General features: G+C 66.4%; 16 protein-coding genes and 1 pseudogene. 6 read left to right on the forward strand and 11 right to left on the reverse strand.

Features of this window, described 5'->3' with window-relative positions:
- Positions 1-26: 26 nt before the first annotated feature.
- From G7Y85_RS17550 to msrP, 8 genes and pseudogenes are all read right to left on the reverse strand, one after another.
- Positions 27-509: an RDD family protein gene (locus G7Y85_RS17550; RefSeq protein ID WP_166260397.1), complete on the reverse strand. Its 483-nt coding sequence runs from the start codon at positions 507-509 to the stop codon at positions 27-29.
- 14 nt (positions 510-523) lie between these two features.
- Positions 524-715: a CPXCG motif-containing cysteine-rich protein gene (locus G7Y85_RS17555; RefSeq protein ID WP_166260400.1), complete on the reverse strand. Its 192-nt coding sequence runs from the start codon at positions 713-715 to the stop codon at positions 524-526.
- Positions 716-747: 32 nt separating this feature from the next.
- A complete protein-coding gene (gene hemW / locus G7Y85_RS17560; RefSeq protein ID WP_366514998.1) occupies positions 748-1,884 on the reverse strand; it encodes a radical SAM family heme chaperone HemW in 1,137 nt (378 codons plus the stop codon).
- Positions 1,881-2,549: a non-canonical purine NTP pyrophosphatase gene (locus G7Y85_RS20705; protein WP_436286643.1), complete on the reverse strand. Its 669-nt coding sequence runs from the start codon at positions 2,547-2,549 to the stop codon at positions 1,881-1,883. Before G7Y85_RS20705 ends, hemW begins: the two co-directional genes overlap by 4 nt.
- Positions 2,550-2,636: 87 nt before the next feature.
- A pseudogene (locus G7Y85_RS20710) lies at positions 2,637-3,050 on the reverse strand (GNAT family acetyltransferase); the annotation flags it as partial.
- 4 nt (positions 3,051-3,054) lie between these two features.
- Complete coding sequence (gene rph / locus G7Y85_RS17570; RefSeq protein ID WP_166260406.1) at positions 3,055-3,780, reverse strand: ribonuclease PH; 726 nt, start codon at positions 3,778-3,780, stop codon at positions 3,055-3,057.
- Positions 3,777-4,397: a protein-methionine-sulfoxide reductase heme-binding subunit MsrQ gene (gene msrQ / locus G7Y85_RS17575; protein WP_366514999.1), complete on the reverse strand. Its 621-nt coding sequence runs from the start codon at positions 4,395-4,397 to the stop codon at positions 3,777-3,779. The genes rph and msrQ overlap by 4 nt, the downstream gene beginning before the upstream one ends.
- 4 nt (positions 4,398-4,401) lie before the next feature.
- Complete coding sequence (msrP, locus tag G7Y85_RS17580; protein ID WP_166260409.1) at positions 4,402-5,355, reverse strand: protein-methionine-sulfoxide reductase catalytic subunit MsrP; 954 nt, start codon at positions 5,353-5,355, stop codon at positions 4,402-4,404.
- 101 nt (positions 5,356-5,456) lie between these two features.
- Between msrP and G7Y85_RS17585 the strand changes: the two genes are divergently transcribed.
- From G7Y85_RS17585 to G7Y85_RS17605, 5 genes are all read left to right on the forward strand, one after another.
- Positions 5,457-5,876: a SufE family protein gene (locus G7Y85_RS17585; protein WP_166260412.1), complete on the forward strand. Its 420-nt coding sequence runs from the start codon at positions 5,457-5,459 to the stop codon at positions 5,874-5,876.
- An 83-nt stretch (positions 5,877-5,959) separates the two neighbouring features.
- Positions 5,960-6,898 carry an SPFH domain-containing protein gene (locus tag G7Y85_RS17590; RefSeq protein WP_166260569.1) on the forward strand — a complete coding sequence of 313 codons (939 nt, stop codon included), beginning with the start codon at positions 5,960-5,962 and terminating at the stop codon, positions 6,896-6,898.
- 26 nt (positions 6,899-6,924) lie between these two features.
- Positions 6,925-7,368, forward strand: a complete 444-nt coding sequence (locus G7Y85_RS17595; RefSeq protein ID WP_166260415.1) for an NfeD family protein — start codon at positions 6,925-6,927, stop codon at positions 7,366-7,368.
- 177 nt (positions 7,369-7,545) lie between these two features.
- Complete coding sequence (gene trhA / locus G7Y85_RS17600) at positions 7,546-8,265, forward strand: PAQR family membrane homeostasis protein TrhA (protein WP_166260418.1); 720 nt, start codon at positions 7,546-7,548, stop codon at positions 8,263-8,265.
- Positions 8,258-9,142 (forward strand): PPK2 family polyphosphate kinase, encoded by an 885-nt coding sequence (locus G7Y85_RS17605; protein ID WP_166260421.1) that lies wholly within the window; start codon positions 8,258-8,260, stop codon positions 9,140-9,142. Before trhA ends, G7Y85_RS17605 begins: the two co-directional genes overlap by 8 nt.
- A 28-nt stretch (positions 9,143-9,170) precedes the next feature.
- On the opposite strand, the gene G7Y85_RS17610 is transcribed toward G7Y85_RS17605, so the two are convergent.
- The 3 genes from G7Y85_RS17610 to G7Y85_RS17620 all read right to left on the reverse strand — a co-directional run bounded on the left by G7Y85_RS17610 (position 9,171) and on the right by G7Y85_RS17620 (position 13,592).
- Positions 9,171-11,552, reverse strand: a complete 2,382-nt coding sequence (locus G7Y85_RS17610) for a TonB-dependent receptor (protein ID WP_166260424.1) — start codon at positions 11,550-11,552, stop codon at positions 9,171-9,173.
- Positions 11,553-11,662: 110 nt separating this feature from the next.
- Positions 11,663-12,874 (reverse strand): cation:proton antiporter, encoded by a 1,212-nt coding sequence (locus G7Y85_RS17615; protein WP_166260427.1) that lies wholly within the window; start codon positions 12,872-12,874, stop codon positions 11,663-11,665.
- 64 nt (positions 12,875-12,938) lie between these two features.
- The gene (locus G7Y85_RS17620; protein ID WP_166260430.1) at positions 12,939-13,592 is read right to left on the reverse strand and encodes an NAD(P)H-binding protein; all 654 of its coding nucleotides are present in this window, start codon (positions 13,590-13,592) and stop codon (positions 12,939-12,941) included.
- 117 nt (positions 13,593-13,709) lie between these two features.
- Here G7Y85_RS17620 and G7Y85_RS17625 point away from each other — a divergent pair, with 117 nt between their 5' ends.
- The gene (locus G7Y85_RS17625; RefSeq protein ID WP_166260433.1) at positions 13,710-14,150 is read left to right on the forward strand and encodes an HIT domain-containing protein; all 441 of its coding nucleotides are present in this window, start codon (positions 13,710-13,712) and stop codon (positions 14,148-14,150) included.
- Positions 14,151-14,195 lie beyond the last annotated feature (45 nt).

The raw sequence follows: 14,195 nt of genomic DNA on the forward strand, positions 1-14,195 counted from the left end.
GCAGACCGGCAGCCGCAAGCTCGGCCCTAAATCGTGGTCTGCGGCAGCGAGGCCGGCCGCCGCACGACCACGGTGCCGGCGAGCTTGTCATGCCAGCCTTGCTTGCGACGATCGAAGCCGACCCAGAGCAGGCCGAGGCACAGCGGAATGATCGAGACGAAGTACGCGAGGTAACGGCCGACGTATTGCTGCCAGCCCGGTTTTTCGAAGGTCTGCGCGTCGACGATCACCGCGTCGATGATTATCTTGCCGGGCGTCGCCATTTTCGCCACCCAGAACAGCACGATGATCGCCGCCGACATCAGTTCGACCAGGGTTTGCGCATAGGGGTCGCCTTCGGCGATGCCGATGCCGGCCAGTTTCAGCAGGAGCCCGACGGGCACGAGAATGAACAGCACGACGATCGAGTCGACGAGGCTGGCGAACACCCGCGCCCAGAAGCCGACGTAGTGCACCGGCGGCGGCGCTGCCGTGCGCTCGGCAACCGCCATTTCGCTGAGTTCGTCCATAGCGTTAACAGGCCCTAGTCACTTTCCGGCTCGATCCGGACCCTGCAGCTTCGGCTGTCGCTGCTGACTTCGACGTGAACCGTCATCGGCCGGCAGCAGACCGGGCAGTCTTCGCTGTAGACCTGTTGGTCGCCGCCGCTGAGGTCGATGTCGAGCACGATCTCCTCCCAGCAGGCGGGGCAGGTGACGGTCACTTCTTCGAGCATGGGGGCCTCCGGCTGCCGCTCCGACTGTACGCTCAGAGGAATAATGTCAGCAGGCCGTTGAGATGGCGATGGCCGAGTCCGGTCGGCCGCACCTGACCGTCCTGTTCGACGATCAGGCCGCGCTCGCGTGCCAGCTTTGCGGCCGTCAGCTGCGACCAGTCCAGTCCGGTGCGCACGTTGTAATCGCGAATCGCAAAACCGGTGTTGAGCCGCAGCGCGTTCATCAGGAATTCGAACGGCAGTTCGTTGCGTGCGATCTCGCGATCTTCCTGGAGCGCCTTCGCGGTGCCCGCGTGTTCGAGGTAGGCCCGCGGATGCTTGCTGCGCGCGCGACGCCGGACGGTGCCGTCTGCCGTGCGCTTGCCATGTGCGCCCGCGCCGATGCCAAGGTAGTCGCCGAACTGCCAGTAGTTCAGGTTGTGGCGGGCCGGCCGGCCCGGCCGTGCATACGCGGAAACCTCGTATTGCGCGTAGCCGTTGGCCGCGAGCAGCGACTGCCCCCGTTCCTGGATGTCCCAGGCCAGCTCGTCATCCGGCAGGACCGGCGGCCGCACGCCGAATTCGGTATTCGGTTCCAGCGTCAGCTGGTAATAAGACAGATGCTCGGGCGCCAGCGCCAGCGCGCCACGCAGGTCGGCCTCGGCCTCGGCCAGCGTCTGCTGCGGCAGCGCGAACATCAGATCGAGATTGATGTTCGTGAAGCCGGCCGTGCGCGCCATGTCGTAGGCGTGGAACACTTCGTCGCGATCATGGATGCGACCGAGCTTCTTGAGTTGCGCGTTGTCGAGACTCTGCACGCCGATCGAGAGGCGATTGACGCCGGCCGCCACGTAGCCGGCAAAGTGTGCGGCTTCGGCCGTACCGGGATTGGCTTCGAGCGTGATTTCGATGTCCGGCGCGAACGCGAGTCGCCTGCGCACGGCGTCGAGCACGCGGCCGATCGCGCGGTCCGAGAACAGGCTGGGCGTGCCGCCGCCCATGAAGATGCTGCGCAGCGGCCGGCCTTCCGCGGCGTCGCGCAATTCGAAGTCGAGATCGCGCAGCAGCGCGTCGACATAGGCCTCTTCCGGCATCTCGCCGCGCAGTGCATGCGAGTTGAAGTCGCAGTACGGACACTTCTGCACGCACCACGGGAAGTGCAGATACAGCGCCAGATCGATCGCGTTCACGACAGGCCGGCGGTCCGCCACTGGCGCAACAGCTCGGCGCTGGCGCGCGCGCGATGCGAGATGCGGTTCTTCACGTCCGGCGCCAGCTCGGCCGAACTGCAGTCATGATCGGCCACCCAGAACAGCGGGTCGTAACCGAAGCCGTTGCCGCCGCGCGGTGCCTCGAGAATGCGACCGTTCCAGAAGCCCTGGGCGAGCAGCGGCACCGGATCGTCGGCATGGCGCAGCAGGGCGAGCACGCTGACGAAGCGCGCGCCGCGCCGTGCCGCGGGCACGCCCGCGAGCGCGGCGAGCAGCTTGTCGTTGTTCAAACGATCTTTCTCTGCCTGGCTCATGCCATCCATGGCGAAGCCTCTGCGCGGTGATTCACCCCCGGCCCGGCCATCCATGGCCGGGCGTTCAGCCGCCATGCGAGTTTTGCTCGCAAAGCTGGCGGCTTCGAACCCCGCATAGCGAGCGGAATGAACGCCCGGCGCACCGCGCAGCGCCGCGACTTCAAGGCCGGAGTCGTCGGCCAGCGCCGGCAGGCCGGAAACCTGCGCCGCATGGCGCGCCTTGATCAGCGCGTTCTCGACGAAGCTGGCGCCGGTTTCGTCCGGCTCGATGTCGCTGAATTCGGACACCAGGCGCAGCGCCACGCCGAGCGGCGCGAACAGCGCCTGCATTTCCTTGAGCTTCTTGGTGTTGCGCGAGGCGAGCACCAGACTGCCGCCGCCGGGCGCCGCCGACGGCCTGGCGCCATCCTCGACCAGTCGCCTGCCGTAGCTGAGCGCGGCGTCGCGGGTGTAGCCGATGCGCTCGTAGAACAGCGCCGCGGACTCGTTGTCCTCGCGCAGCTGCAGATTCATTTTCGGCGCGCCGAGTCCGGCGACGAAGGTCTCCGCGGCCGCCATCAGCCGGCGCCCGAGCCCGGCGTGCCGTTGCCCAGGCTGGACTGCGAGGTAATTGACCCAGCCGCGATGGCCGTCATAGCCGGCCATCACGCTGCCGACGATGGACTCGCCGTCGAGCGCGACGACAAAACCGTCGGCCTGCACCCCGAGCTTGCGCGCGATATCGCGTTGCGGATCGTTCCAGGGACGGACCAGGCCACAGGCCTGCCACAGCGCGATCACCGCGGCCTCGTCCGCCGGCCGGTATGGCCGCAGCTGGACGGACGCCGCCATCGCCTCAGCCGGCGAGCGCCGCGTTCTGCGCGGCGATCAGCTCGCCGATGCCCTTGCCGGCGAGATCAAGCAGCTGGTCGAGTTCTTCGCGACGGAAGGCGTGGCCTTCGGCCGTGCCCTGCACTTCGATGAATTGACCGGCCTCGTTCATCACGACATTCATGTCGCACTCGCAGGCCGAGTCTTCCGAGTAATCGAGATCGAGCACCGGCTTGCCGTTGTGAATGCCGACCGACACCGCCGCGATCTGGCCGAACAGCGGATTCTTCTTCAGCTTGCCGGACTTCTTCATCGCATTGAGCGCATCGACCAGCGCGACATAGCCGCCGGTGATGGCTGCCGTGCGTGTGCCGCCGTCCGCCTGCAGCACATCGCAGTCGATCGTGATGGTCAGGCCGGCGAGCGCATTGAGATCGACGCAGGCGCGCAGCGAGCGGCCGATCAGGCGCTGGATTTCCTGCGTGCGGCCGGACTGCTTGCCCTGCGCGGCCTCGCGACGGCTGCGATCGTGCGTGGCACGCGGCAGCATGCCGTATTCGGCCGTCACCCAGCCGCCGTCCTTCTTCCACGCCGGGCCGCGCTCCTCGACGCTGGCCGTGCACAGCACGCGCGTGTCGCCGAAGCTGACGAGCACTGAACCTTCGGCGTGCCTGGTGAAGCCACGGACGATGGAAACGGGGCGAAGCTGGTCGGCGGCACGGCCGGAAGGGCGAAGCGCGGAATCGGTCACGGAGCACTGCGGGAAAGCGAACGGGCGCGGAGTATACCCCGCCACGGCACGCGCATTCCCAGCAACACCAGCAGGATCGACAGGTACAGCAGGGGTTCGCGCAGGTCGGCCTTGACCAGCCAGATGTAGTGCAGCACGCCCAGCGCCGCGGCCGGATAGATCAGTTTGTGCAGCTGCGCCCAGCGCCGTTTCAGGCGACGTTGCCAGCCTTTGGTCGAGGTCAGTGCCAGCGGCAGCAACAGCAGCCAGGCGGCGAAGCCGATGGTGATGTAGGTGCGCTTGATCAAGTCCTTGGCCAGCGCGGCCGCAGACCATTCGAGATCGAAGGTCAGATAGATCGCGAAGTGCGTGCAGACCCAGAAGAACGCCCACAGCCCGAGCAGGCGGCGCACGCGGATGGCCTCGCTGCGGCCGCTCAGCTTGCGCAGCGGCGTCATCGCCAGCGTTGCCAGCAGCAGGCGCAGCGACCAGTCGCCGCAGTAGTGTTCGAGGAATTCGACCGGATTGGCGCCGAGATGGCCTTGCCAGACCAGCCACGCCAGTCTGAGCAGGGGAATGCCACCGAGGCTCCACGCGGCGATGCGCGCGGCGAGCAGGGGACGATCGATAGCCTTCACGATTTCAGTAGTACCGCTTGAGATCCATGCCGGCGTACAGCGAGGCGACTTCCGGATAGCCGTTGAACATCAGCGTGTCGCGCTTGAACAGCTCGCCGAGCCGGCGCTCCCTGGCCTGCGACCAGCGCGGATGATCGACGTGCGGATTGACGTTGGAATAGAAGCCGTACTCGTTCGCCGCCATCTTGTTCCAGGTGGTCGGCGGCTGCGTCTCGACGAAGCGGATGCGGGCGATCGCCTTGATGCTCTTGTAGCCGTACTTCCACGGAATCGTCAGGCGCAGCGGTGCGCCGTCCTGATTCGGCAGGACCTTGCCGTACATGCCGACCGACAGGAATGCGAGCGGATGCATGGCCTCGTCGATGCGCAGGCCTTCGACGTACGGCCAGTCGAGCACGCCATAGCGCGTGTCCGGCATCTGCTTCGGGTCGTAAAGCGTCTCGAAGGCCACGTACTTCGCCTTCGAGGTCGGCTTGAAGCGCTTGAGGAAAGGCCCGAGCGCGAAGCCGTCCCAGGGCACGACGATGCTCCAGGCCTCGACGCAGCGATGCCGGTAGATGCGCTCTTCGAGCGTGCCGGCGAGCAGGCTGTCGATGTCGACCGTGCCCGGCGCCTCGCACTCGCCGTCGACCTTGATCGTCCACGGCCGCGTTTTCAGCGATTGCGCATTGCGTGCCGGGTCCGACTTGTCGGTGCCGAATTCGTAGTAGTTGTTGTAGGTGCTGACCGTCTCGAATTCGGTCACTTTCTCGCCGCCGGCTTCTTCCGTGTGGCGGGCGAGCTTGAGCGGCGCGAGCACCGCGGATTTGCCGTCGTCGCTGCAGGCGGTCAGCGGCAGGCCCAGCGCGGCGACCCCGATGCCCATGCCGGCGAGAAAGCGGCGGCGATCGAGATACATCGGCTCCGGCGTGACATCGGATTCGCGCAATGCGTTCGGCGGCAGGATACGGATCAGCATCGTGAAGGCTCCATTTGCAGCTTGTGACCGCAGCTTGCGTCGCCGCGTTCGGCTTTACCATATGCACGGTACGCAAGAGCACGAACGACGGACGCAGCGACATGACGGTTGATGAACTGGCGGAAACCTTCGAATTTCTCGGTGATTGGGAGGAACGGTATCGTTATCTGATCGAGCTCGGCCGCAAGCTCGCGCCGCTGTCCGAGGACGAACACGACGAGGCGCACAAGGTGCGCGGCTGCATGTCGCAGGTCTGGCTGGCGCACGATGTCCGTCCCGGGCCGCCGAAAACCCTGCACCTGCGCGGCGACTCCGACGCGCATATCGTCAAGGGCCTGATCGCGGTGCTGCTGGAACTGACCTCGGATCGCACGCCGCAGGAGATTCTCGCGCTCGACATCGGCAATGCCTTCGAGCGCCTCGGCCTGGAAAGCCATATCTCGATGAACCGGCGCAACGGTTTCTACGCGATGGTCGAGCGCATCAAGCAGATGGCGGCGGCGGAAGCGGCAACGGCGTAGCTGACAAGCGCGTCACAAGTCAGGCACGCCGCGGCGCTAGAATCGGCGTGCCGTCGTCCGACGGCCTCTACGGGGTGGATGTCATGGGTGTCATTGCGATCATCTTCGTCGTGTTCGCGCTGATAACGCTTTGGAAAGGCGTCGTCACCGTGCCGCAGGGCCGCGAGTACACGATCGAACGCTTCGGAAAGTACGTCAGCACCTTCACGCCGGGCCTGCACTTCATGGTGCCGTACATGTACGGCATCGGCCGCAAGCTGTCGATGATGGAGCAGGTGCTCGACGTGCCGTCGCAGGAGGTCATCACCAAGGACAATGCCATCGTCGGTGTCGACGGCGTGGTGTTCTTCCAGGTGCTCGACGCGCCGAAAGCCGCGTATGAAGTGCAGAGTCTCGAATTCGCGATCATGCAGCTGACCATGACCAATCTGCGCACGGTCATGGGCTCGATGGATCTCGACGAGCTGCTGAGCCAGCGCGATCACATCAATTCGCGTCTGCTGTCGGTGGTCGACGATGCGACCACGCCCTGGGGCATCAAGGTCACGCGCATCGAGATCAAGGACATCCGTCCGCCACCGACGCTGGTCGCGGCGATGGAGCGGCAGATGAAGGCCGAGCGCGAGAAGCGCGCCAACATTCTCGAAGCCGAAGGTTTCCGCCAGGCCGCGATTCTCAAAGCCGAAGGCGAGCGTCAGGCGCAGATCCTGGCCGCCGAAGCGCAGAAACAGGAGCAGATCCTCGAAGCCGAAGGCCGCAAGGAAGCCGCGTTTCGCGATGCCGAGGCGCGTGAGCGCTCCGCCGAGGCCGAGGCCAAGGCGACCGCGATGGTCAGCGACGCGATCGCCAAGGGCGACATCCAGGCCATCAACTACTTCGTTGCGCAGAAGTACGTCGATGCGCTCGGCAAGATCGCCACCAGTCCGAACGAGAAGCTGGTGCTGATGCCGCTCGAAGCTTCGAGCGTGATCGGCGCGATCGGCGGCATCGCCGAGCTTGCCAAGAAGGCCGGCGTCAAATAGGCCGCAGTCTTTCGCCGGAGCGCGACATGCAACTCGAAGACATCGTCTACTGGCACTGGTGGGTCGCCGGGCTCGTGTTCCTGACGCTCGAAGCGATGATGCCGGGCGCGATTTTCCTATGGATGGGCATCTCGGCAGGGCTCGTCGGCCTGCTCGCGCTGATGGCGCCGGGGCTGGGCTGGCAGATCGACTTCGTCGTGTTCGGCGTGCTCGCCGTCGCCAGCGTGCTGGCCTGGCGCCGCTTCCGGCCCGGCGCCGTCGCCAGCGATCAGCCGACGCTCAATCGTCGCGGCCAGTCCTACGTCGGACGCCGTTTCACGCTCAGCGAGCCGCTCGTCAACGGCGTCGGCACGCTGCGCGTCGACGATTCGCAGTGGCGCATCAGCGGCAGCGTCGATGTTCCGGCCGGCGCGCAGGTGCGCGTGATCGGTGTCGACGGCGCAACCTTGCGAGTCGAGCAAATCGCCTGAGATGCGAGTGGCAGGGCCGCAGGCGACGAGTGTTCGGGTTTGAATTAAAGCTCTGCCGTTGCGGCGATGCGATGGCGAAGCTTGACTCGGGAGGCGATCGGCACGCCCGGCCTTGCCGAAACCGGGTCGGCGCCGTGTAAGCTGGGCCGCCGCACGCCCCCAGCCACTCTCGCCGCGATGACCGCCACGCCCGAAGACCACCGCGCCGCTCCGCGACATCACCATCTCGGCCCGGTCGAGATTCCGGTTTCGCTGTACTCGCTGGGCGAGGAGATCGCGCACGCGATCACGCATGGCGTCGGCGTGCTCGCGGCGATCGTCGGGCTTACCGTGCTGGTGGTGCGCGCGGTGCTGTATGGCAACAGCTGGCATGTCGTCGCCTGCAGCGTGTTCGGCGCGACCCTGATCCTGATGTACACCGCCTCGACCTTGTTTCACAGCGTGCCGAATGCGCTGCCGCGCGCCAAGCATGTGCTGCGCGTGCTCGATCATTCGATGATCTACTTCCTGATCGCCGGCACCTACACGCCGTTCACGCTGGTGACGCTGCACGGGACCTGGGGCTGGAGCCTGTTCGCGTTCACCTGGGGTCTGGCAGCGGTCGGCGTGGTCTTCAAGATTTTCGCGACCGGCCGTTACGAGAAGCTGTCGCTGATCATCTATCTGGCGATGGGCTGGTGCGCGGTGGTTGCCATCAAGCCGCTGCTCGCGCATCTCGCGCCCGGTGGCCTGTGGCTGACCGCGGCGGGCGGCCTGGCGTACAGCGCCGGCGTCGTGTTCTATCTCTGGGAGCGCCTGCGCTACCACCACGCGATCTGGCATCTGTTCGTGCTGACCGGCAGCGTGCTGCAGTACTTCGCGATCTTCTTCTACGTCGTGCCCGGACCCAATGGCTAGGAAGCAATACGTCGCCGACAGCCCGTTTCTCGTGCCGTTCGACGGCAGTTTCAAGGTCGCCCGCGCCCGCAGCGCGCCGGACAAGGGCAGGACCGACAAGAGCGACAACGAGCGGCAGCTCGCCGCTGCGGTTGCCGAGCTCGACGTCTTGCAGCGCACGCTGTATGCCGACGCACGGCATGCCGTGCTGCTTGTTTTCCAGGCGACGGATGCGGCCGGCAAGGACAGCACGATCCGCGCCGTGCTGACCGGCATCAATCCGGCCGGCTGCCAGGTCGTGTCGTTCAAGCGGCCCAGCGAAGAAGAGTTGCGCCACGATTTTCTCTGGCGCTGCGCGCGGGCCCTGCCCGAGCGCGGACGCATCGGAGTGTTCAATCGCAGCTACTACGAGGAAGTGCTGACGGTGCGCGTGCATCCGCAACTGCTCGCCGCGCAGCAGTTGCCCTGGCGGCCCGACGGCGACAAGAAACTGTGGCGCGAGCGTCTGCAATCGATCGCCGATTTCGAGCGGCACCTGGCACGCAACGGCACGGTCATCCTCAAGTTCTGGCTCAATGTGTCACGCGAGGAACAGCGCCAGCGTCTGCTCGCCCGCCTCGACGAGCCGGAGAAGAACTGGAAATTCGAAAGCGGCGATCTGGTCGAGCGCGCGCACTGGGCCGACTACCGCAAGGCCTACCAGCATCTGCTCAACCAGACCTCGACGCCGTGGGCGCCGTGGTACGCGATCCCGGCCGACGACAAGCCGTACATGCGTGCGCAGGTGGCGCAGATCGTCGTCGAACGCCTGCGCGAACTCGACCTTCAGTACCCGCAGCTGGAGAAGGCCGAGGCCGCGAAGCTGGCGGACCTGCGTCGGCAGCTGCTGGTCGATTAGGCCGCAGCTGTCCGGCGCGGCGGTCGTTTCAGAAGTCCCAGTTCAGACGCAGGCCCCAGGTGCGCGGCGGCGCGAGCGTGTCTTCGCGTCCGAAGTCGGTATGGAATTGCGCGAGGTTGTAGCGTTCGTCGCCGAGGTTGTCGCCGAACAGGGTCACGCGCAGGCCATGGCGTCGGTACAGGTAGCTGATGCGTGCATTGACGATGCCGTAGGCGTCCTCGAAGGTGTCCGCCGTGTTCTGCGCAAGGTAGTAGTAGCCGGAGTTGTAGTAGTAGTCGCCGGCCACCTCGAGCTGGCCGCCCGGCAGTGCGAAGCTCTGGCTGATCGACGCCGTACCGCTGAATTTCGGTGTGCGCACGATGCGGTTGCCGGAGAAATTGCCGTTGCCGTAGGCCAGGCCGGTGCTCTCGTCGAAGCCGCGACCGTTTTCGTAGTCCGTGTACCGGGCGTCCAGCCAGCTGCCATTGCCGCTGACCACCAGCCCCGGATCGAAGGACCGCAACGGCTGCCAGATCGTCTCGACCTCGACGCCGCGGATGCGCGCCCGGCCCGCGTTTTCGAGATTGATCGCGCCGCCCGAAGTGAACGACATGAAGCCGGTCTGCAGGTTCTTGATGTCGTTCTCGAACACTGCGGCGTTCAGGCGCAGCGAATGCGCGAACCATTCGGTCTTCAGGCCCAGCTCGTAGGCCGTGACCTGCTCCGGCTTGACGTATTCCGGCTGCGCGAAGATGTTGATGATGTTGTACGTGCCGCTCTTGTAGCCCTGCTGGAACGAGGCGTACAGCAGCACGTCCTGCAGCGGCCGGAAATCGAGCGAGACCTTCGGCGAGAAATTGGTGGCGCTCGTTTCGGCCGGCGAGAACGAATAGCCGAGCAGCGCGTCGGCGGCACCGACGTCGACGTCGGACTGCGCCAGACGCCGCTTCTCGCGCTGCCAGCGGCCGCCGAGCGTCAGATCGAGCCAGTCGGTCAGGCTGGCGGTCGACTGCACATACGCCGAATAGGATTCGGTCTTCAGCAGACCGGTGAAGTAGAACGTCAGCGACTCCGGCAGACCGCTGTTGCCGAGCAGCGCATCGAGCGAGCTGCCAAGCGCCGGCGGCAGTGCCGAGACGATGTTCGAGATCGGCAGCTGCACGCTGTCGACGAGACGCAGATACCCCGGATCGTAACCACCTTCGCTGCTCAGGTAGTAGAGGCCGCCGACCCATTTCAGCCAGCTTGAGGCCCAGCTGTCGGCGTTCGATGTGAACTGCAGTTCGCTGGTGTAGAAGCGCTGGTATTCGCTGTCGGCGCCGTAGGTCGCCACTGGCTCACGGGTGTCGTCGAAGTCGTAGACGTAGTCGTGTGCGCGCACGAAGTAATAGCTGCCGAGCAGCCTGGCGTCGACGCCCGGGTGGTTCCAGTTGAGGATCGCGTAGGCGGCCCGCGAGTCGGTGGTCAGCTTCGGTTCCGAGTTGGCGGTGACCACGTAGTCGCGGGTCTCGGCCGGCAGCGTCGCGCCGAGCAGCGGTGTCGGATCGACGTTCGCCGAGGCCGTCGTGCTGGTACCGCGCTGCTGTGCGGCGAGGCCGGTGAGCAGCAGCGACACCTCGTCGCCGAGCCGGATGCCGAGCTTGATGCGCGCGCCCTTGCCGATCTCCGGCGGCAGGTGGTCGCCGGTGCCGTTGTCGAGCCGGTAGACGTTGTCGGCGCGGTTGTAGTACGCCGACAGGCTCGCGGCCACATCCGAAGTCAGTGGCAGGTTCGTGTAGACCCGCGTACGCGTGTCGTCGAAGCGTGGCGCGTAGCTGGTCTGGATCGAGGTCTCGGCTGTCTGCCCGGGATTGCGGCTCCAGATCGAGACGGCGCCGCCGGTCGAGTTGCGGCCGAACAGCGTGCCCTGCGGCCCTTTCAGGACTTCGATGCGATCGATCGCGCCGAACGCCTGCGCGAGGCTGTGTCCGGACGGAAAATAAACGCCGTCGAGATAGGTGGCCACGCTTGGTTCCGCCGACGGAATGAAGATGTCGGTACCGATGCCGCGCAGGTAGATCAGGTTGTAGCCGCCCAGATCCGTGACGGTCAGTCCCGGCACGGCGGTCGTCAGATCGCGGACATCCTGGATGCCGCGTGCATCGAGCTGATCGGCGTTGAATGCCGAGATCGAGACCGGCACGTCCTGCAACGGTTCGGCGCGCTTGCGGGCGGTGACGATCACTTCTTCGAGCAGCGTGGGGCGTGTCGATGCATCGTCGTCCGGGATCGCGGCCGCCGCCTGCGGTACCGGCAGCGTCGGCAAGCTGTCGTCGCCGGCGTCCTGCTGCGCCGGTGCGACCGCCGGCAGCAGTGCCGCGCTGCCGGCGATCAGTGCCGCGGAAAGTCGCGGTGCCCCTGCGCGCGCCGTCGATGAGCGTCGCTTTGTCATGTTTTCTCCCCCAAGGTCCATCGCGGCGCACGATAGCGGCGCGCCCCCGCGCCCTGCCAAGAATTTTTACGCCGTCCGTGCACCGCAAACGGCATAAGCGGCGATGCCGCTCAGCCGGTTCCTTCAAGCGGCTCGGGCCGCTCGCCCTTGAACAGCGGCACCAGCAGCGGCGGCGCGATCATGGTCGTCGCGACCGCCATGAACAGCACGACCGCGAACACGTGATCGGAAATCACGCCGAGACCGAGGCCGATCTGCGCGACGACGATGCCGACCTCGCCGCGCGGTGCCATGCCGATGCCGACCTGCGCGGCGCGCCGCAGGCCGAGTCGGATCGACGCCAGCCCGCAGCCGACGAATTTGGTGACGACGGCGAGCACGGTGACGACCAGCGACGCGACGATGGTGTCGTGGCTGCCGAACGCGCCGAGATTGAGCTGCATGCCGATGTTGACGAGAAAGAACGGCGTGAAGAATTCGGTGACGCCGCGCACCTGTTCGTGCGTCGCGTGTTCCTGCTCCGCGGCTTCGGCGAGCGCCATGCCGGCGAGGAAGGCGCCGACGATGGCGGCAATGCCGATCGTCGCGGCGACCGTCGCGAGCGCGAAGCACAGCAGGATCGCGCCGATGAACAGCGAATGGCCGATGCGCAGACCGATGATCTTCGGCGCGATGTGCTTCATCGCCGGCGCACCGATGACCGCCACCGCGACGATGAAGCCGATCGACAGACCCGCGGTCAGCCCGACCTCGGCGTAGTCGATCGCGCCGCCGGCCATGCTGGACACCACCGATAGCACCAGCAGGCCGAGCACGTCGTCGATCACCGCCGCGCCGAGAATGATGCGACTGGTCTTCAGGCTCAGCAGCCCCATGCCCGACAGCACGCGCGCCGTGATGCCGACGCTGGTCGCGACCATCGCCGCACCGAGGAACAGCGATTCGATCTGGCTGTGCCCCGAGTAGTGCATGTAGGCCCAGCCGGCAATGAACGGCACGATCACGCCGATCACGGCGACCAGGGTCGCGGTCACGCCGACCTGCAGGATCGTGCGCGGCTTGGTTTCCAGGCCCACCGAAAACAGCAGGAAGATCACACCGAGTTCGGACATCGTGTGCGTGATCTCGTTCGGCGTCACCCAGCCGAGCACGCTCGGACCGATCAGCACGCCGGCGAGGATCTCACCGACCACGGTCGGCTGCTTGATGCGCTCGAAGATCTCGGCGAGCAGCTTGGCACCGGCGAACATCAGCAGCAGCGAAATCAGGATTTCGTTGGCGTGCACGGTACTGGCGGCGGCACCGGCGTCGGTGGCGGTCATGGCGGGGATTCCGTTCGGGGATGCGTGAAAGCTTGCGCAGTGCGTGCGCAGCGTGCAAGCGTGCTCAGCTGTCGTCGGGCAAGGGCAGGTAATGCCGATGGACGCCGCGTTCGCCGCGCAGCGCAATTCGCAGCATCGCTTCGGCCACGGCGTCGCCGCTGACCGGCTGGTAGCGTCGCAGCGGTCCGCGCGCCAGTTTTTCGAGCAGCGGTGCGAGCTGCTGCGCCAGGGCTTCGCCGGGCCGGCGCTCATCGCGTTCGCCGAGCAGCAGCGACGGCTGGAAGATATGCACCGCGGCGAAATCGAGCGCGCCTACGGCCTTCTCCATGCGACCCTTGACGCGTGAATAGAACGCCAGCGCGTGCTCGCTGGCGCCGACCGCCGACACCACCAGGAACTGACGGGCGCCGGCCGTGCGCGCCGCGCGTGCGAGATCGACGACCATGCGTTCGTCGACATCGGCAAAGGCGGCCTTCGAGCCGGCGCGGCGCAGGGTGGTGCCGAGACAGCAGTAGACATCGTCGGCGCCGAGCACCTCGCCGAGCGCCGCGAGGTCGGCGAAATCGCTGATCACGGTTTTCAGGCGCGGATCGCTGACGGCCAGCGGCCGGCGCGCAAGCACGCTGATCTGTGCGTATGCCGGATCGCGCAACAGACGCGCGAGAACCTGACGCCCGACCAGTCCCGTTGCACCGGCCACGAGTGCGCTGCGCTTCATGCGATGCTATCCCCGATGTTCTTGTCCGGGCCGCCGCCTTCACGGTGGCTGGCCCGTCGCACTTATATACAAGATATACCGTGGCGCCGGATAGCGGCGCGATTTGCGAGGAATGCCATGTCTGCCGAGGCGCCGTTCGAACTGCATCCGCAACTGGCGGCCGACACGCGAACGGTTGGCGACTGGCCGCTGTCGCGTGTGCTGCTGATGAACGACGCGCAGTTCCCGTGGCTGATTCTGGTGCCGCGGCGCAGCGGCCTGCGCGAAATCTTCGAACTGCCGGAGCGCGACCAGCAACAGCTGCTGCGCGAATCGAGCGCACTCGGCCGCGCCCTGCTGGCGCTGTTCCCGCTTGGCGAGAAGCTCAACATCGGGGCGCTCGGCAATCTCGTGCCGCAGCTGCATGTCCATCACATCGTGCGCTGGGCAGACGATGCCGCCTGGCCTGCCCCGGTCTGGGGCCGCCTGCCCCCGCTGCCCTATGCCGACGACGTCGCCGCCATCACGCTGCAGCGGCTGCGCGAGCGATTGGCCGCGCTGATGCCCCTGTCCGGCTGAACGGCGCTTGTTCACCCCCGGGGGCCTGCCTAGACTCGCCGACCG

This window comes from Solimonas terrae (genome assembly GCF_011067135.1).
In the GTDB taxonomy this organism is placed as follows: Bacteria; Pseudomonadota; Gammaproteobacteria; order Nevskiales; family Nevskiaceae; genus Solimonas; species Solimonas terrae.